We start from the raw sequence: 19,611 nt of genomic DNA, 5'->3' as shown, positions 1-19,611 counted from the left end.
GTGCAGTAACTCGCTAACCATTTATTTACTTTCGATAAATGATCATCGCTGAAAAACAATAAATTTGTTCATCATCTTCTTCAAACATAGCTGCTACGTGATATTTAATATCAATTAATTGGTCTTCATTCAACTTTCCTAAAAATTTATTTACTTCATTTTCAAGATCTTTTTCATGTTCATAGTCAAAAACTTTTACTTTGACCATCAGGAAATCACCTTTTTTATTATTATGATGGTCAAAGTATTCAATTTTTATAACATTTTAATTAATTAAATTTTATGAATTTTGTTCATTCCATTCTAATTCGCCAGTCCATTCGAGCATGCCGCCTACCATATTAATCGCTATGTAGCCTTGGCCTTCAAGAAAACTACAAACTTGGCCACTACGATTTCCTGAACGACATACAAAAATATATTCTGTATGTTGATCTAGATCCTTTAATCGATCTGGAATTTGCATCATCGGGATATGTTTTGCACTAGGTATCATACCTTCTGCAACTTCTTCTACTTCTCGAACATCAATGATATGAAGTTCTTCCCCTTTTTCCAGTCTTTCTTCAATCTCTTTTGGTGTAATTGTCTTCATTCCCATCTTCCTTTTCTGAAAAATTTGCTAGGATAACTTTAACATATAGACGACGGTTTTATGAAATCATTTGATTTTAACAACTACAATTTCCCTATATAGCAAGCTAAGAAAAAAAGCCGCCTGTATAAGACGACTTTCTAAAATACATTAGTTTGCAACGATATTAACTAGCTTTCCTGGTACCGCAATTACTTTTCGAATTGTTTTTCCTGCGATTTGTGCTTGAATATTTTCATCATTTTTTGCAATTTCTTCTAATTGTTCTTTCGTACTATTCACAGGAACTTTTTTCTTCGCTCTCACTTTTCCATTCACCTGAATGACGATTTCAATTTCATTATCAACTAATTTTTCCTCGTCATATGTTGGCCAGTTCGAATAAGTAATCGAATCATCATGACCTAGAATTTGCCATAACTCTTCTGCAATATGCGGGCAAATCGGTGAAAGTAATTGAACAAAACCTTCTGCATATTGTTTTGGCACTTCGTCAACTTTGTAGGCATCATTAATGAACACCATTAATTGGGAAATAGCCGTATTAAAATGTAAACCATTATAATCTTCTGTTACTTTCTTCACTGTACGGTGATATATTTTCTCTAAATCTCCGCCAGTAGTGGCAACAACTTTATTCGATAATGTTCCGTCTTCATTAACGAACAAACGCCAAATACGGTCTAAGAATCGTCGAGCACCATCAAGTCCTGTTGTTGACCAAGGAGCAGATGCTTCTAAAGGTCCCATGAACATTTCGTATAGCCGCAATGTATCTGCACCATGGCTATCAACAATTTCATCAGGATTGACAACATTTCCTTTTGATTTACTCATTTTCTCATGGTTTTCTCCAAGAATCATTCCTTGGTTGACTAATTTTTGGAATGGTTCTTTTGTCGGAACAACCCCTAAATCATATAATACTTTATGCCAGAAGCGTGCATACAATAAGTGTAGTACAGCGTGTTCTGCACCACCAATATAAAGGTCAACAGAAAGCCAATATTTAAGTTTTTCCGGATCAGCGAGAAAGTCATCATTATACGGATCAATGTAGCGTAAATAGTACCAACAGCTTCCAGCCCATTGTGGCATTGTATTTGTTTCTCTCCGACCTTTTTTACCTGTCACAGGATCCACTACTTCCAACCATTCCTTCGCATTCGCAAGTGGAGATTCACCCGTTCCAGAAGGTTTAATTTCTTTCATTTCTGGTAAAAGAAGTGGTAGTTCTTCTTCAGGAACAGTTGTCATCGTTCCATCTTCCCAAATGATAATCGGAATCGGTTCACCCCAATAACGTTGGCGACTAAATAACCAGTCACGAAGTTTGTATTGGATTTTTTTTGTACCAATCCCTTTCTCCTCTACCCAAGCGATCATTTTTTGAATCGCTTCTTCTTTATTTAATCCATCTAGAAATCCTGAATTTACATGTATTCCATCACCCGTATAGGCTTCTTTTTCAATATCTCCACCAGCGACAACTTCACGAATGGGTAATTCGAATTTTTTCGCAAATTCATAGTCCCGCTCATCATGGCCTGGTACCGCCATAATTGCACCTGTTCCGTAACTAGCTAAAACATAATCGGCAATCCATATTGGCATTTTTTCCCCATTTACCGGATTAATTGCATAAGCTCCAGTAAATACACCTGTTTTATCTTTTGCTAAGTCTGTACGTTCTAAGTCTGATTTTGTTTGAACTTCTTGTAAATATGCTTCCACTACCGCCTTTTGTTCGGCTGTAGTAATTTTTTCAACTAAATGGTGTTCTGGCGCTAAAACTGCATAAGTTGCACCAAATAACGTATCTGGACGAGTTGTAAATACAGTAAATGTTTCATCATGACCGTCAATTTGGAAGTTAATTTCCGCACCTTCTGAACGTCCAATCCAATTTCGTTGCATTTCTTTTAAGCTTTCAGGCCAGTCAAGTTCTTCTAAATCTTCAAGAAGACGATCAGCATATTCGGTAATTTTTAAAATCCATTGACGCATTGGTTTACGAATAACTGGATGGCCACCGCGCTCACTTTTCCCATCAATTACTTCTTCATTGGCAAGGACTGTACCGAGTGCCGGACACCAGTTTACAGGTACTTCATCAACATATGCGAGTCCTTTTTCATATAGTTTAATAAAAATCCATTGGGTCCATTTGTAATAATGCGGGTCTGTTGTATTGACTTCCCGCTCCCAATCATAGCTTAAACCGAGTGAATTAATTTGATTTTTAAACGTTTGAATATTTTTCTCTGTAAATTCTGCTGGATCATTCCCCGTATCAATTGCATACTGTTCAGCAGGTAAACCAAATGCATCCCACCCCATAGGATGAAGCACATTATATCCTTGCATCCGTTTTTGGCGAGCAACGATATCAACTGCTGTATAACTTTTTGGATGTCCAACATGAAGTCCGGCCCCAGATGGATATGGAAACATCGGCATTGCAAAGTATTTCGGCTTGTTTTTATCTTCCGTTGTTCGGAACGTATGATTTTCTAACCAGTAATTTTGCCATTTCTTTTCGATTTTTCTATGGTTGTAACTCACTGAATTTTCCTCCTCTATCATTGTTTATCAATCATTTTGACCATGATGAAGCAGTTTTAAATGTAAAACAAACAAAAATCCCCCCATCCCAAATAATGATTTGGGACGAGAGGATTGTATCTCCCGCGGTACCACCCAATTTAATATACGTAAAGTTGTATATTCGCTTGATTCTCCCGTAACGTGGGTAAACGGCAAATACTACTTATTTCATATTTGCAACTCAAAGGCGAGTTCATGTTCCTAAGGACTAACTTTCACCAACCGTTAGCTCTCTATTACCAATAGAAAACACTACTACTCCTTGTCACCGTTTTTATCCAATTCTATGCCAATTATTATAGAAAAGTTTATTAGAAAAAGCAAGCAAAGTTCGATAAATTTCGATAATGAGTCGTTTAGAGTCTTCAACGATGAACTTGTAAGTCGTAACTGTGAGATTGGTCAATTTCCCTAAAAATATCAGCAGTGAATGCTTTGCGAGAAACATTTCAAGCAGAAAAAGAGCGTAATCCAACGGCGCTCTTTTTACAAAGATAAATATATTACGAATGAACAAGGCTGAAATCAATTGTAAAACCTAGGTCCTCTAACATTTGATAATCACTCGAATTTGCTTGCCCTTCTGTCGTTAAATAGTCCCCAATAAAAATTGAGTTTGCTGGATACAATCCCAATGGCTGAAGACTGCGCAAATTCACTTCACGACCACCAGAAATTCGAATTTCCTTTGTCGGATTTACGTACCGCATCATCGCCAATACTTTTAAACAATAACGAGGATTGAGCTCGTTTGTACCCGCTAAAGGTGTTCCCGGAATAGCATTTAAAAAGTTGACTGGAATTGAATCTGCGTCCATAGTTTTCAAACTAAAGGCCATATCAACTACATCTTGACTTGTTTCTTTCATACCGACAATGATCCCCGAACACGGAGAAATTCCAACTTGCTTCACCAATTCCACCGTATTCACACGGTCACTATATGTATGAGAAGTTGTAATTGCTTCATGATGCCTTTCCGAAGTATTTATATTATGATTGTAACGATCAACACCAGCTTCTTTTAATTTCACCGCCTGTTCAGTTTTTAAAATACCTAAACAAGCACAGACCGTCAGTTGATACCGTTCTTTAATTTCCCTTACAGCTTGGGTAACATTTTCTATCTCCCGGTTACTAGGGCCACGTCCACTTGCGACGATACAATACGTTCCTACTTTCATTTCATAAGCTTGCTTTGCTCCCGCTAAAATCTCCTCTTTAGACAACATTGTATATTTTTCAACTGGAGCTTGTGAAATACTTGATTGAGAACAGTAGCTACAATTCTCAGGACATATCCCTGATTTAACATTTTTTATTTTGTTTAATTTTACTTTATTGCCGTAGTAGTAATGACGAATAATATATGAACCGTGAAGTAGTTCTAGTAAGTCTTCATCTGGCGTATGTAAGATTGATAACGCCTCTTCCTTTGAAACTTCATACCCTTCTAAAATATTCTTAGCTAACCTCTTCCAATCCATCACGTCTCCCCCTTCACTTTATGCACTAAGATTAATATTTTTAAACTGTCCTTTTGTTAACACAGTAACCCGCATTTTATGAGCAAATACACCAGCAACAGCAGCAAGAATGATGTCTTTCGGAAGCGGAGGTAACATCCATAACCAAGCCATCCCATACGTAAAGCCTTCAGGTGCATCAGCCCAAAATTTATAAGCAAAATACATCCAATTCGTCCCAATAAAGTAATTTATAAACGTCCCAACAAATGCAGCAATGATATATGGCGTGACTGTTTTCTTATTGGCAACGATTTTTCCACCAACATATGCAGCTAAAATAAAGGATAAGATGAAACCAAATGTTGGACTAATAATTGAACCAAACCCGCCACTAAAACGCGCAAAAACTGGCAAGCCGACAAGTCCCATAAATGCATAAACACTTGTAGCAATTGCACCTAATCGACTACCTAAAATTAATCCTGATAATACGGCAAAAAATGTTTGAAGAGTAATTGGTACACCACCAACAACTAAAAACGGTATGATTGAAGTAATATTTGCTCCAATCGCGATTAATACAACAAACATACTGACTAAAGTAATTTCAATCGTCTTCATTTTTTTCATTCTAATATCCCCTTTGTCATATTTTCATAATTTAAAAATAATTGACAGGCTATTATTTGTCAACCTATTTTTATAAAAAGTTAACATATATTTTATAAAAATTTTCCCTTTAAAGTTTATAGGCATGAAAAAAAGCTACCTAAAATTAGATAGCTTCTACTTATACAATCTTCGTTAGTTGTTTCTCTTCTTGTAAGCCTTTATCATAAAATAATGATGTACCAATTGCGATGATAAAGAAAAACACTAAAATAATCATTAAAAGATGAATCCCATACTGGTCAACTAAAATCCCACCTAACATAGGACCAATCATCCTTCCACCGGTTGCTGCACTATTGACAATCCCTTGATAAAAGCCCTGTTTACCTTTTGGTGCAAGCATATCTGCAATCGTCGGGATGGCCGGCCAAACAAGCATCTCGCCACAAGTTAAAATAATCATTGCTGCCAAAAACCCGGTGAATTTTGATGATAAAAAGACGACACCGAACGAAAGAATAAAAATAAAAATTCCCGTAACCATTTGTACTTTAACCGTTTTAGCAAATTTGTTAACAAAAACAGCAAGTAGCGGTTGGGCTAGAACAATTAATGCACCATTTACCGTCCATAATAAACTATATTGTTCAAGTGATATTTTTAAGTCTTGTGTGTACGTTGCAATGGTTGTTTGCCATTGTACATAACCGACCCAACAGAGTGCATATCCAATTGAAACAATTAGTAATGCACGCATATTCGGACTGTAATCCTTATTATTGGGAGAATGGATCTTTATCGCAGAGGTCGCGCTAACTGCCTCATCAGATATATGGCGATAATAAAAATAAGCAATAAAAAAGAAAACAATATATAAAGTTAAATTAGAGATAAAAATAAGATTAAATGAAATGGAAGCAATAAATCCACCCATGGCTGAACCAATTGCTACACCAATGTTAGCAGCAACATACATCGCATTGAATGCTCGCCTTCCTCCTTCTTTCCATGCAACGCCGGCCATTGCATAAATGGAAGGATTAACAATACCTGATCCTAAACCGATAAAAACAAGTAAAATCGGGTAACTTGGCCATCCATGGGAAAAAGTTAAAATAACTAAAGCAATTAGTGTAATTCCCGCTCCAGAAATAATCGCTTTAAAGCCACCAATTTTATCGAATAAATACCCCCCAAGCAAATTGCCGACAACTGATGCACCAGCATTTAACATTAATACAAAACCTGCTACCGATAATGATTTCCCTAAATATTCATGTAAGTAAATTGTATTTAACGGCCATAAAAATGAACTACCTGTTGTGTTAATAAAATGACCGATGAAAATAAGCCAAAACGCACGTGGCATAAAAACGTTCTCCTTTAACAAATCAATATTTCGTATATCAAAATAATTTTAGAGACTTTTTTATAAACATGCAAAGGGAATTTTTCGAAAGAGGAGATTTCTTTATTCATCGAACAATCTGTGAATTTGAAAGTGAGAAATAAAGCACACTTTTTTAACCCGAAAGTGAAATTCGAATTCGTTCATATGAACAATACAACGGAAATTCCTCGTATGAATGGGCTTGTCTGTTTTTTATTGTTGGATTATTTGGTGTGGATGTGGCACATGATTACTTCAATTCGATAGGCCTTGAGTGGGGTGTTTAGAAACCCTTCTAGATGACCTTTTTATCCTTTTTCTCCGCTATTTGGGCGTCTAGAACCTTTCTAGTTGACCATTTTATTCTTTTTTTCCGCTATTTGGGCGTCTAGAACCTTTCTAGATAACCGTTTCTTCCTATTCCACCGCGAATCGATCATCTATACTAGTGAAACGTCATTTTTTTCATGTTAGCCCAATAAAAAACTTAAGATGCTAGAGCCTCCAGACAATCAAGTGACTTGAGTTCTCCGAAAAGAAAAATTTTTGCTTTGATGTAATGCTGCTGAATCCCTCCTAGTGCGCTTATTCGTATAGGAGGAGAAAAAATGGAAAATTTATGCTTTCTATTAGCTAACAAAAGGCAACCCAATTGGATTGCCTTTTGTTAGCTATTAATGATGGTCGAGCAAAGTCATTTCATTTTGCAAAGATTGAATTTTCAAGCGCATCCGGTGAAGTCGGTCTCGCTGTATCGCATTGGCACTTCGATAAACAGCCATTAACTGATTGTATTGTTCTTCCAACATTTGCTGTGCCTCACTATATTCTTGGTCATGAAAATGTCCCTGTTTGGAACCATCTATTAACTGTTCCCTCGCATAATCAACCGTTTGTTCACATTGACTAAGAAACTGCTCTAAGGATTCTCGCGTTGTCATGGTAATCCCCCTAACCACCATTTTCACTTCTATGAAAGGGTAACAAAACCACTTTCAACATATATTCTTTACTTTAACGCACAAAATATTGACTTTTAATTTATGGGAAAATTGTTGGACAAAATCTTGTCTTAACCACCTGAATAGGAACCACCAACTTTTTAAGATAACTCAGGGACGCTTGAGCCTTTAAGTAACCAAAGAGACTAGCGTTCGTCGGACGGAAAGAGAGTTTCAGCTTTGATGAGCTGTAAGATCCTTCCTGATGCGCTTATGTGTATAGGAAGGTAGAAATTGGAAGATTTATACTTTCCTATTCGCCAAAAAATCCCTAAGCATACAACCATATCCTTCCCATCTCTCCTTTTTCCATTACATAGGAAAATTATCTTTCACATGATAAAATGATGTTATAGTTTTGTACTGAAAGGAAGTTTTTACATGAATCCATTTTCATATTCAATAGATAATAAACGATACCATACTTGGAATTACCATTTACGAAATCATTTTGGACATAAAGTGTTTAAAATATCTTTAGATGGTGGGTTTGACTGTCCGAACCGAGATGGCACGGTCGCTTACGGTGGTTGTACATTTTGTAGTGCAGCAGGCTCTGGTGATTTTGCTGGGAATCGGGCTCTCCCCATTGAAGTTCAATTTCAACAAATAAAAGAAAAAATGCATACGAAATGGAAAAATGGAAAATATATTGCCTATTTCCAAGCCTTTACAAATACACATGCTCCTGTAGATGTTCTTAAAGAAAAATATGAAGTAGCATTACAGCAAGAAGGTGTTGTCGGCTTATCAATCGCAACAAGACCTGACTGCTTACCAGATGATGTTGTAGAATATTTAGCTGAACTGAATGAGCGTACGTACCTTTGGGTGGAATTAGGTTTACAAACCGTTCACGAAACGACGGCAAAACTAATTAATCGTGCGCATGATTTTAAAACGTACGTTGAAGGTGTGGAAAAACTTCGCAAAAAAAACATTCGCATTTGTAGTCATATTATTAATGGCTTACCAATGGAAACACCAGAAATGATGATGGAATCTACAAGAGCTGTTGCCAATCTCGATGTGCAAGGGATAAAAATTCACCTACTACATTTATTAAAAGGCACGCCCATGGTGAAACAATATGAAAAAGGGATGTTGAAATTTTTGACATTCGATGAATATGTAAGTTTGGTTTGTGACCAATTGGAAATTTTACCACCTGAAATGATTGTTCATCGGATAACGGGTGACGGTCCAATCGATTTAATGGTTGGTCCAATGTGGAGTGTAAATAAATGGGAAGTATTAAACGCAATTGATGATGAGTTAAAAAGAAGAAACAGTTATCAAGGTAAATACTATACTGCTCAGGTTACTAAAGGTGTGAACGGGATATGAAATTAGAAAAAATCTTACCTTTTTCTCATCAATTAATAAAAAAAGCTGCATCCATTGGCGACGGCGTAGTTGATGCGACAGTTGGGAATGGAAATGATACTTTGTTTCTATCTGAACTCGTCGGTCCTACTGGTGTGGTTTTTGGCTTTGATATACAACGTGAGGCGATTAATCAGACAAAAAAGCAATTAATTCAACATGATAAAGATAAAAATGTTCTTTTATTCCAAGTTGGACATGAAAACGTAAAAACATATATTCCAAATGATTTCCACGGTAAAATTAAAGCAGCTATTTTCAATCTCGGTTACCTACCAAAAGGAGATCATTCCATTGTTACAAAACCGAACACTACGATTGCAGCGATTGAACAGTTATTAGAAATAATGGATAAGGAAGGCATCATTGTTTTAGTAATTTATCACGGACATCCTGAAGGAAAAAACGAAAAAGATGTCTTACTTGATTATGTTACCCATATTGACCAAAACAAAGCACATGTGTTACTTTATCAATTTATAAATCAAAAAAATGATCCACCGTTTATTGTTGCGATTGAAAAAAGATAAAGCCGATAAGTACAATTCCTATTAAAATAAATAGTAAACTTTACTCAGAAGAAGTCCGAGGTTGTCCTAAAAGTGGATCTCATAAAAAATGTGATAATCAAGAATATCGATATATCAAGGTTTTGAAACATGAATATGGGCATCCGAAAATCAAAAATACACTCTTTCTGGACAGCCCCATTAAATACAAAGCTGGGAAACCTAAATTATTGTGGTTTCCCATTTTTATTGCTTTATTTCTTTTTATTTGTACAGTTTTTACAAAACCGCTTCAGCTACTAATTGAAATGACTTTAACTTATCTTGAAAATCATAAATGATCGATACTAACATAATTTCATCTGTTTGGTAATCCTCACTTATTTGTTCAAGTCTTGCCTTTACCGTTTTCGGACTTCCGACGACCATTCGTTTTCGATTTTCTTTAATTCGCGCCAATTCATATGGTGTATACGGGTATTTCAGAGCCATCTCTGGACTAGGTACACCTTTCGATTCCATACCTTGTTCTAGCATAATCATACTTAAATCAATACTTGATGCCACACGCTCTGCTTCTTCATCAGTTTCGGCACAAACGGTAAATACAGCTACCATATTTCTTGGTTTACTTAAATATTTTGAAGGTGTGAAGTTATTTAGGTAATGACGCATAAACGATTCGCCACCTTCTCCGTTAATAAATAAAGCAAAGTTATAAGGGAGTCCCATTTGTGCTGCTAACAATGCACTCGCTGAACTTGATCCTAACATCCACAAATCTGGGCTCGTTTTCACTAATGGTGAAGTTTTCAATCCGTATAAAGAGTGCGTTTGGGGAATTTCATCATGAAGGAACTGAAGCAATTCTTCCACTTTAGTTGGATAATCATCGACATTGCGATAACGCCCATTATTTAATGCAATGGTTGCCCGTGGCATTCCACCAGGAGCACGACCAACACCTAAATCAATTCGACCAGGTGCTAAGCCTTCAAGTACACGAAAGTTTTCAGCAACTTTATATGGACTATAGTGAGGGAGCATCACCCCACCAGACCCGAGACGAATATGGTCTGTTTTTGCTGCTAAATATGAGAGTAAAACTTCTGGTGAGGAACCTGCTAAACTTGTTGAATCATGATGTTCCGATACCCAAAACCGTTCATAACCCCAAGATTCCACTGCTTTTGCTAGTTCAACTGTATTGGTTAAGGCCTCCTCTGCCGATTGCCCTTCTGATATAGGGGATTGATCTAAAACACTTAATTTTATTGACATTTTCTCCATCCCTTTCTATTTACTTTTTTCTTGCCATTTCCGATAAGCCTTTGCATTTATATAAAAGAAATAACTTTTTGATCCGCCTAACTTGAGTAATTTTTTCGTTAAACTTTTTAATGAATCCTGTTCTGCTACTTTTCCATCTGATAAATATAGTCCGAGTAAGCCACGGTTAATTAACTGATGAAATTTCCGATTAGGTAATTGATTTGTATGAACATCAGCTTCCTTAATGAAAAGACGAAAACGATCAAACATTTGTTCATGATTTTCGTAATAAAAACAGAAATTTAAGTCGCCACCTTGCCGATCCTCTTCTTGATCGATAAGATAATCTAATAAAATATGTAAACCTTGAACATATGGAAAATACCCATTTCGAATTAAAGCACTTTCTTCTGCTGTAAAATCCTCTCTCATCGCATACGACACTAAGCAGAAAATTCCTAACGTTGATCCGGAACAGGCGGAAAACTCGTACCATTCCATTGTTGGCAAATGATCTCTTGTCTCGGAAAACCACTTTTTTAGCCTCGGAACTCTTTCCTCTACTTTGACATGTTTATGTACTTGTAAATCACAGTAATATTGGCACAGTTCATGCAAATATTCCTTAATAAGAGGATAATGTGAAATAGTTACCAACACTTCTTGACAAGTACGAACAAGTTCAGATAAATAACCACCATCATCTTGGTCTTCGCGATAACGATAATAGTTGTTGTCCGCTTTCCCATTTAGCATCAATGCATGCATCATTGATTCATGTAAAGCTCGAAAATCTATCGGGTCTTGAGAAGTTGATCGATCACATAAATTATCTAAATAGTCACTAATTGTTTGATAGGCAACAATAAATTTAATAACTTCCCGATACTTTTCTTCTGCTAAAAGAGCTAAAATTGCTCCACCTTCGCAATGAAATTGTTTTGTACGAATACTGAGAAGTGCTTGTTTTCTTAGCTCGGCATTTGGGATTTCCTCAGCACGTTTTTTCCAATAGTCCAATTCCTTATGAACTGTTGGAAAAATTTTTTTATAGGAATGAACCATTAATGTGATTGGTTTTGTTGGTACAGCCACGAAATTCGCCTCACTTACATTTGTTATTGCGAAAAGAACTGTTTAATTATTATTATAACGAATCCAATCCGGAAATTGGAAATATTGGACTCTTTTCATATTAAAATGGAAAATTTCTTATTTTCATGTAAAATAAAAATTAAGTTATTTTAACAAAAAATGAAGGGTTGTATGTTCATGTATATAGTTTATCCTTATAAAGGTGTTTATCCAAAAATTGCCGAAACAGCATATTTAGCAGATTTTGTTACCGTAACAGGTGATGTCGAAATTGGCGAATACGCGAGTGTTTGGTTTCAAACGGTTATTCGTGGTGATGTTGCCCCAACAAAAATCGGAAACAATACAAATATTCAAGATTTATGTATGCTTCACCAAAGTCCGAATAACTCATTAATTTTAGAAGATAATGTAACAATCGGCCATCAAGTAACATTACATAGTTGTATTATAAGAAAGAATGCTTTAGTTGGGATGGGCTCAATCATTCTTGATGGGGCAGAAATCGGGGAACATGCATTTGTTGGGGCTGGAAGTCTTGTGCCACCAGATAAAAAAATTCCACCCCGGACATTGGCATTTGGAAGACCAGCTAAAGTCATTCGGGAATTAACAGATGATGATTATAAAGAAATGGATCGCATTTATAAAGAGTACCGTGAAAAAGGACAATTTTATAAAAGTTTAAGAGACGAATAGAAAGAAAACCGGGTAGTGGGAAACCCGGTTTCTTTTGTGTAAGAATTACTGTGCAAGCTCCATTTTCGGTCCGAAAAATTCAAAACGAATATTTTCTTCGGAAATGCCCATATTCCTTAATATACCTACAACTGCCTTCATGAAAGGAACTGGACCACAAACATAACAAATGGTGTCTCTAGAAATGATGTTTTCTAAAAAGGCTTGATTAATATAACCAATATGGTCACATGGAGTATTTTCGTCAACTTCTTCTAATACCGTATATGCTTTTGCGTTTCCGACTTGATTTACAAGTTCTTTAATACTATCATTCAATGCTAAAACATTTTTATTTTTAGCAGCTTGGATAAATGTAATGTCTCGATTACTTTCTTTTTGTACTAACGATTCAAACATACTAAATAACGGTGTAATCCCTACGCCTCCGCTTATAAATGCTACAGGCTCTTCTTCTTCAAAATTCAAGACGAAATCCCCAGCAGGCGCACTAATGTCAATTACATTTCCTATATGAACATGGTCATGTAAATAATTTGAAACAATCCCAGCTGGTTCATGTTCATTTTCACGTTTTACCGAAATACGGAAATAATCTTTTCCAGGTGCATTGGATATACTGTAATGGCGGTTATGTTTATATGTTTCTCCAGGTATGCGTAAACGAACGGTTATATATTGACCTGGAAGAAAGTTTGGAATCGATTTACCATCACTTGGTTTTAAGTAAAAAGATGTAATAATATCACTTTCTTGTACTTTATTAATCACTGTAAACGCTTTAAAATCAGCCCATCCACCTACTTGTTTGCTAGCTTCGCGGTACATTTCTGCCTCGACACCAATAAAGGCGTTAGCAATTTCACCATACGCTTCACCCCATGCAGCTATTATTTCATCTGTCGCTGCATCACCTAATACTTCTTTAATTGCTGCTAATAAATTTTCTCCAACAATCGGATAATGCTCTGGACGAATACCTAATGCACGATGCTTATGAGCAATTTGTTTTACAACTGGGATGATTGCAGCGAGATTATCGATATGTTTGCCAGCAGCAATTACTGTATTAGCCAATGCAGTTGGTTGGCTTCCTTTTCTTTGATTCGCTTGATTAAAGTAGTTTAATAGTTCTGGATGATTTTTAAACATCCTTTTATAAAAAGTACTTGTTATCGTTGTTCCATATTCCACTAAAACGGGTACGGTCGATTTTACAATTTCAACTGTTTTTTCAGATAACACTATATCCATCTCCTTAAACATGTAAATTAAATATATCTTTAATTTAAAGTAAGGATTGGGTAAAAGCAATATTTAAAATACATCTTTTAAAAAATGTTCACAATTCCAATTTGTCATACACACAGTCTCGTGTAGAAAAATTTATAAGTTTCCAATTGTCTTCCTTCACATTAATTGTTGTATAATAGATTCATATTAATTTTCTTTAATTTTTCGATAACGAAATATTTTTTAATGGTGATATGATGAAACTAACAACGTATACAGATTATTCTTTAAGAACACTTATTTATCTAGCTGTACTTGATGAAAATCGGCTTTGTAATATACAAGAGATTTCTACTGCTTACGGAATATCAAAAAATCATTTAATGAAGGTTGTCCACCATCTAGGGAAACTTGGAATCATTGAAACGATACGTGGAAGGAACGGTGGTTTTCGCTTAGCAAAAAAACCTGAAGATATAAATATTGGAAAGCTCATTCGGCAGACAGAGGAGGACTTTTACTTAGTCGAATGCTTTAATCCAGATAATCCAAACCCATGTGTAATTACACCGATTTGTGGACTAACCCATATGTTAAGAGAAGCATTGCAAGCGTATTTACAAGTATTAGATCAATATACATTAGCAGATATTGTAAAAAGACCAGAATCCTACCGTGCTTTACTATTTAACGAACAATAAGGGGGAGTTTATATTGAAAAAAATCTATTCTATTCTTTTATTTATTATTATTGTTGCTCTTGTAGGCTACTCATTTTATTATTTCAATCAATATCAGATTAAAAACAATAAAGAAGATATACAAAAAGCAATAGATACCTGGTTTAATAGGGAGACAGATCCATTACAGGCCGTTGTTTTAGAAAAAGTCCAATTAGGAGATTCAAGCTCTTATATTGTTTTACTACAAACCGATAAAAACGAGATGGGTTATGCACATCTCATCAAAGGTTGGAATGGGAGATATAAAATTGAACATTCTAGTTATGGAACAAACCTTGTTTCTTATGATGTAATAAATACGAATAAAGGAATATTTGGAATCATCGTTGGTGAAAATCCAGAACTAAAAATTGATCATATTAAAGTTGACCTAACCAAGTCTAGCTATCGTTTTACAACGAACGTAGTGAAAAGGGAAAAGTTTATTGCCTATAAAAAACTACCGGAAGATGCAAAAAAAGGAAGTAGATTTGCTGAATTAATTTTATATGACAAAAATGGAAAAACTTTAGAATGGTGATTAACGGCTTGCTGGGTATGCCGAATGAATGAAAACGCTTGGCCATTAATTGACCAAGCGTTTTTTGATTCGAATTTATAATAAGGCTTCTTTCTTTAAGATTTCCGCTTTATCTGTTTTTTCCCATGGTAATTTTACATCTGTCCGACCAAAATGTCCGTATGCTGCTGTTTGTTTATAAATCGGTCTACGTAAATCAAGCATTTTGATAATACCTGCTGGTCTCAAGTCAAAATGTTTCCGCACTAATTCAACTAATACTTGTTCATTTACTTTTCCAGTACCGAATGTATCAATTGAAATAGAAACTGGTTGGGCTACACCAATGGCATAAGCAAGTTGGACTTCACATTTATCCGCTAGTCCTGCAGCAACAATGTTCTTTGCAACATATCTTGCAGCATAAGAAGCAGAACGGTCTACTTTTGTTGGATCTTTTCCTGAGAATGCCCCACCACCGTGACGGGCATAGCCACCATACGTATCAACAATAATTTTACGTCCCGTTAATCCTGCATCTCCTTGAGGACCGCCAATAACGAACCGACCAGTAGGATTAATGAAGTATTTTGTTTGTTCATCAATAAATTCACTCGGTACAACCGGACTGATAACACATTCTTTAATATCCTTTTTTATTTGTTCCAATGATATTTCTGGATGATGTTGTGTTGAAACGACAATTGTATCAATACGTACGGGTTGTCCATCTTCATCATATTCGACTGTGACTTGTGTCTTTCCATCTGGACGTAAATAAGGCAATATCTCTTCTTTTCTCACTTCTGAAAGACGACGTGATAATCGATGTGCTAATGAGATTGGTAGAGGCATTAATTCCCCAGTTTCATTACATGCATAACCAAACATTAAGCCTTGGTCCCCTGCTCCAATTGCTTCAATTTCTTCATCAGACATTGCGCCTTCACGTGCTTCTAACGCTTGATTTACACCCATAGCAATATCAGGTGATTGTTCATCAATCGCAGTGATTACCCCACATGTTTCCGCATCAAATCCATATTTTGCACGAGTATAACCGATTTCTTGCACTGTTTCCCGAACAATCTTAGGAATGTCTACATATGATGTAGTTGATATTTCTCCAAACACGAAAACTAACCCTGTTGTAATCGATGTTTCCGCAGCAACCCGCGCGTTTGGATCTTTGCTTAAAATCGCATCAAGAATGGCATCAGAAATTTGATCACAAATTTTGTCGGGATGCCCTTCTGTCACGGACTCTGAAGTAAAAAGATGTCGCGTTCCCATAATTCTCCTCCTTCGGTAAAAAGAAACTATAAACGGATACAAACATCGCTCTGGCGAATTTGGCAGCAAAAAAATCTTATATTATTCAGTTTCCCCTAATCATATTGGAATATGAACGTATAAGTATATCCATCGGGCGAACATAATTAAAAAACTTCTAAATTAAAAAAACAGACTTCTATAATTATAATGTTATTCCAAATGGATATAATTATTTTTTTAAAACTTTACACCCTATATAGTGAAAAAAACCTTCCCCATCTGAGGAAAGGTTCATTCGCAATTTCCCTTTCACTCTTATCGTTCAAGGATTACCTTGCTCGGTTAGCACCTTACTTAATAAAAGTAGGTTGCTGGGTTTCCTCGGGCCTGTCCCTCCACCGTCTCAGGATAAGAGTATCCGTTCTAGATAAAATCATACATGAAATGAAAAATATGTCAATTACTTTCGTATCATTTATTATTTTCCCGTATAGATGTAACATATTCTTTCAATATAACAATACACTTCTCTTATCTTTATTAAGAAAAAATTGAATTGAAAAGCTGCAACTTTTTCGTTCAATAGTATAGACTAATAAAATAAATATGTTATACTATTCCCTGAGGGATATACAAAAAAGACAAAGGGGAAGGTTTACTAATGAAAATGATTAGTACAGTAAACAGTCTAAACGAAATAATGAACGGAAATAATATTCTAGTACAATTATCTGTTCCACAATTAATGGAAAAAGTTGTTGAAAATAAAGAAGGGTTGTTAACTGATGCGGGGGCAATCAGTGTAACGACCGGGAAATATACGGGTAGATCACCAAAAGATAAATATATTGTAAAAGAAAAATCTGTTCAAGACAAAATTGAATGGGGCAGCATAAACCAACCTATATCTAAGGATATATTTACGAAATTGTATGACAAAGTTTTACACTATTTAAAACATAAAAACGAACTATATGTGTTTAAAGGCTTTGCGGGTGCTGATGAAAAATATCGTTTACCAATCCAAGTGATTAACGAATATGCTTGGCACAATTTATTTGCTCATCAACTGTTCATTCGACCAACAGAAGATGAATTGAAGAATCATGAAGCTCAATTTTCTGTCGTTTTTGCTCCAGGCTTTAAAGCTGATCCAGCAATTGACGGTACGAAGTCTGAAACGTTTATTATCATTTCATTTGAAGAGAAGGTTGTTTTAATTGGCGGTACCGAGTATGCAGGTGAAATGAAAAAGTCTATTTTTTCAATTATGAATTACCTACTTCCAGAACAAGACATTTTTTCAATGCACTGCTCAGCAAATGTTGGGGAACAAGGTGATGTTGCACTCTTCTTTGGTTTATCCGGTACAGGAAAAACAACACTATCTACCGATGAAAACCGTCGCTTAATTGGTGATGACGAACACGGTTGGTCAAATCAAGGCGTCTTCAATATTGAGGGTGGTTGCTATGCAAAATGTATAAATTTATCACGTGAAAAAGAGCCACAAATCTTTGATGCAATTAAATACGGGGCCGTTTTAGAAAATGTTGTTATCGATAAAAATACGAGAAAACCAGATTATAATGATGCAAGTTTAACAGAAAATACTCGTGCAGCATATCCAATTGATGCAATTGATAATATTGTTCGGCCAAGTGTTGCAGGACATCCATCGACCATCATTTTCTTAACTGCTGATGCATTCGGGGTATTACCTCCAATTTCTAAACTAACAAAAGAACAAGCGATGTATCATTTCTTAAGTGGATATACGAGCAAACTTGCTGGTACAGAACGAGGAATTACGTCACCAGAAGCAACATTTTCTACTTGCTATGGGTCTCCATTTTTACCGCTTCCGGCAAAACGTTATGCAGAAATGCTTGGACAGAAAATTGATGAACATAACGTACAAGTTTTTCTTGTTAACACTGGTTGGACAGGCGGCGAATATGGTGTAGGAAATCGTATGAAATTATCTTATACTAGAGCCATGGTTCAAGCCGCTATCGAAGGGAAATTGGAAAATGTGGAAACTATCAAGGATGAAATCTTTGGACTGAACATCCCACTTCATGTTCCAGGTGTTCCGGACGAAGTATTGCTTCCAAATAAAACATGGACTGACGAAAATGCTTATACAGAAAAAGCGAAAGAGTTAGCAGGAAAATTCCGTGAAAACTTTAAAAAGTTTACAAATATGGATAAAGCAATTGAAAAATTAGGTGGACCAATCAATTTTTAATAAACAAGTACAAACCGGCGTCTAAATATGACGCCGGTTTTTTTTATTTTCTGTCAACCTCAATTAAGCCATATTTTAAAATAAGATTCCGCCATCCCTTGGTCAAACTTTCGGAAATCTACTCCTATAATCAAATTTTCTTTAATATGTCATACTTTTATCCCTATTTTCACCTTTAATCATTTTTATCTATTTTTCATCCAGCTCATCATTTCTTTTACCATTTTCCGATTATCCCTTGGTGGAAAATGATGGGCAAATGTCGGAAAATACCAAGTTTCTACCTGTTTCCCAAACATTTTCGCCATTGTTTCTAGTTGATATGCATGTTCAATGGATACATTTTTATCCCTTTCTCCATGAATGATTAATAAAGGTATATGTAGCTTTTCTATTTCATATAAAGGCGTCCGATAACGGTAAAGTTCTGGCATTTTCCACGGAGACCCACCAATTACTCTCTTCATCATTCGCCTTAAATCCTCGCGCTCCTCATACATTAAAAATACATCCGATACACCACCCCAAGTAACCACTGAGGCAGCATCCCAATATTGGATTGCCGTCCATAGAGCCATCACACCTCCTCGTGAAAAGCCAAAAATATGGATCCGTCCTGTTTTTACTTTTGGATGCTCCCTAAGTATTTCAAAACCAGAAAAGGCATCATAGCGATCATCACCAGCGATATCTTCATCTCCCTCTCCACCTTGGTTCCCCCGGTAAAAAGGAGCAAAAACAACAAAACCTTCTGAAGCAAGTTGGGTAATTCGACTTGGTCTAACTTTACCTACATTTTTTATCCCACCTCGTAAATAAAGTAATCCCTCATACATACCTTGTTCAACAGGTTCAGCTAGTAATCCTTTTACTTTATACCCTTGTGAGAAATAGGTAACGGAATACAAATGAATCAATGGATGTGGTGAAGGAAACCGATATTTCTCAATAATTGGCCGCTCTTTCATCATATCA

At 35.8% G+C, this 19,611-nt stretch carries 18 protein-coding genes, 1 riboswitch and 1 other annotated feature; of the genes, 6 read left to right on the top strand and 12 right to left on the bottom strand.

Annotated features, from left to right (window positions below; all coding sequences use genetic code 11):
- Positions 1 to 25: 25 nt before the first annotated feature.
- From BN2144_RS10010 to BN2144_RS09980, 7 genes are all read right to left on the bottom strand, one after another.
- The gene (locus BN2144_RS10010; RefSeq protein WP_033828109.1) at positions 26 to 208 is read right to left on the bottom strand and encodes a sporulation protein Cse60; all 183 of its coding nucleotides are present in this window, start codon (positions 206 to 208) and stop codon (positions 26 to 28) included.
- Between the two features lie 72 nt (positions 209 to 280).
- A complete protein-coding gene (locus BN2144_RS10005) occupies positions 281 to 595 on the bottom strand; it encodes a rhodanese-like domain-containing protein (RefSeq protein ID WP_082195200.1) in 315 nt (104 codons plus the stop codon).
- A 150-nt stretch (positions 596 to 745) separates the two neighbouring features.
- Positions 746 to 3,181: a leucine--tRNA ligase gene (gene leuS, locus BN2144_RS10000; RefSeq protein WP_407638018.1), complete on the bottom strand. Its 2,436-nt coding sequence runs from the start codon at positions 3,179 to 3,181 to the stop codon at positions 746 to 748.
- Positions 3,182 to 3,258: 77 nt separating this feature from the next.
- Positions 3,259 to 3,480: a binding site (T-box leader), on the bottom strand.
- A gap of 225 nt (positions 3,481 to 3,705) precedes the next feature.
- Positions 3,706 to 4,689: a biotin synthase BioB gene (gene bioB, locus BN2144_RS09995; RefSeq protein WP_033828106.1), complete on the bottom strand. Its 984-nt coding sequence runs from the start codon at positions 4,687 to 4,689 to the stop codon at positions 3,706 to 3,708.
- A gap of 18 nt (positions 4,690 to 4,707) precedes the next feature.
- A complete protein-coding gene (locus BN2144_RS09990; RefSeq protein ID WP_033828105.1) occupies positions 4,708 to 5,301 on the bottom strand; it encodes a biotin transporter BioY in 594 nt (197 codons plus the stop codon).
- A gap of 160 nt (positions 5,302 to 5,461) precedes the next feature.
- Positions 5,462 to 6,652: an MDR family MFS transporter gene (locus BN2144_RS09985; protein ID WP_033828104.1), complete on the bottom strand. Its 1,191-nt coding sequence runs from the start codon at positions 6,650 to 6,652 to the stop codon at positions 5,462 to 5,464.
- A gap of 695 nt (positions 6,653 to 7,347) precedes the next feature.
- The gene (locus BN2144_RS09980; RefSeq protein WP_033828103.1) at positions 7,348 to 7,614 is read right to left on the bottom strand and encodes a YtzC family protein; all 267 of its coding nucleotides are present in this window, start codon (positions 7,612 to 7,614) and stop codon (positions 7,348 to 7,350) included.
- Between the two features lie 441 nt (positions 7,615 to 8,055).
- Here BN2144_RS09980 and BN2144_RS09975 point away from each other — a divergent pair, with 441 nt between their 5' ends.
- Together BN2144_RS09975 and BN2144_RS09970 are read left to right on the top strand one after the other, a co-directional pair.
- Positions 8,056 to 9,021, top strand: coding sequence for a tRNA modification radical SAM protein MnmL/YtqA (locus tag BN2144_RS09975; protein WP_033828102.1), 966 nt, complete (start codon positions 8,056 to 8,058; stop codon positions 9,019 to 9,021).
- A complete protein-coding gene (locus tag BN2144_RS09970) occupies positions 9,018 to 9,590 on the top strand; it encodes a tRNA 5-(aminomethyl)-2-thiouridylate-methyltransferase MnmM (protein ID WP_033828101.1) in 573 nt (190 codons plus the stop codon). The genes BN2144_RS09975 and BN2144_RS09970 overlap by 4 nt, the downstream gene beginning before the upstream one ends.
- A gap of 258 nt (positions 9,591 to 9,848) precedes the next feature.
- Here BN2144_RS09970 and BN2144_RS09965 read toward each other — a convergent pair whose 3' ends face one another.
- Both BN2144_RS09965 and BN2144_RS09960 read right to left on the bottom strand, forming a co-directional pair.
- Positions 9,849 to 10,850: an LLM class flavin-dependent oxidoreductase gene (locus tag BN2144_RS09965; RefSeq protein ID WP_033828100.1), complete on the bottom strand. Its 1,002-nt coding sequence runs from the start codon at positions 10,848 to 10,850 to the stop codon at positions 9,849 to 9,851.
- Between the two features lie 15 nt (positions 10,851 to 10,865).
- Entirely contained in the window at positions 10,866 to 11,936 is a 1,071-nt protein-coding gene (locus BN2144_RS09960) for a tetraprenyl-beta-curcumene synthase family protein (protein WP_033828099.1), read from the bottom strand.
- Between the two features lie 183 nt (positions 11,937 to 12,119).
- Between BN2144_RS09960 and BN2144_RS09955 the strand changes: the two genes are divergently transcribed.
- A complete protein-coding gene (locus BN2144_RS09955; RefSeq protein WP_033828575.1) occupies positions 12,120 to 12,635 on the top strand; it encodes a gamma carbonic anhydrase in 516 nt (171 codons plus the stop codon).
- A gap of 45 nt (positions 12,636 to 12,680) precedes the next feature.
- Here the strand turns inward: BN2144_RS09955 and hmpA are convergent, their stop codons facing one another.
- Positions 12,681 to 13,880: an NO-inducible flavohemoprotein gene (gene hmpA, locus BN2144_RS09950; protein WP_033828098.1), complete on the bottom strand. Its 1,200-nt coding sequence runs from the start codon at positions 13,878 to 13,880 to the stop codon at positions 12,681 to 12,683.
- Positions 13,881 to 14,125: 245 nt separating this feature from the next.
- Between hmpA and BN2144_RS09945 the strand changes: the two genes are divergently transcribed.
- Complete coding sequence (locus BN2144_RS09945) at positions 14,126 to 14,569, top strand: RrF2 family transcriptional regulator (protein ID WP_033828097.1); 444 nt, start codon at positions 14,126 to 14,128, stop codon at positions 14,567 to 14,569.
- A gap of 13 nt (positions 14,570 to 14,582) precedes the next feature.
- Positions 14,583 to 15,131 carry a hypothetical protein gene (locus tag BN2144_RS09940; RefSeq protein WP_033828096.1) on the top strand — a complete coding sequence of 183 codons (549 nt, stop codon included), beginning with the start codon at positions 14,583 to 14,585 and terminating at the stop codon, positions 15,129 to 15,131.
- Between the two features lie 75 nt (positions 15,132 to 15,206).
- Here the strand turns inward: BN2144_RS09940 and metK are convergent, their stop codons facing one another.
- The gene (metK, locus tag BN2144_RS09935; protein WP_033828095.1) at positions 15,207 to 16,403 is read right to left on the bottom strand and encodes a methionine adenosyltransferase; all 1,197 of its coding nucleotides are present in this window, start codon (positions 16,401 to 16,403) and stop codon (positions 15,207 to 15,209) included.
- A gap of 294 nt (positions 16,404 to 16,697) precedes the next feature.
- Positions 16,698 to 16,800, bottom strand: a riboswitch (SAM riboswitch).
- A gap of 252 nt (positions 16,801 to 17,052) precedes the next feature.
- Between metK and pckA the strand changes: the two genes are divergently transcribed.
- Complete coding sequence (gene pckA / locus BN2144_RS09930) at positions 17,053 to 18,636, top strand: phosphoenolpyruvate carboxykinase (ATP) (RefSeq protein WP_230199778.1); 1,584 nt, start codon at positions 17,053 to 17,055, stop codon at positions 18,634 to 18,636.
- A 185-nt stretch (positions 18,637 to 18,821) separates the two neighbouring features.
- Here the strand turns inward: pckA and BN2144_RS09925 are convergent, their stop codons facing one another.
- On the bottom strand, positions 18,822 to 19,604 hold the full coding sequence (locus tag BN2144_RS09925) for an alpha/beta hydrolase family protein (RefSeq protein WP_033828093.1): 783 nt from the start codon (positions 19,602 to 19,604) through the stop codon (positions 18,822 to 18,824).
- Positions 19,605 to 19,611 lie beyond the last annotated feature (7 nt).

The sequence above is a fragment of the Bacillus andreraoultii genome (assembly GCF_001244735.1).
Lineage (GTDB): Bacteria > Bacillota > Bacilli > Bacillales > Caldibacillaceae > Caldifermentibacillus > Caldifermentibacillus andreraoultii.
This window is presented reverse-complemented; position numbering and strand designations above follow the sequence as displayed.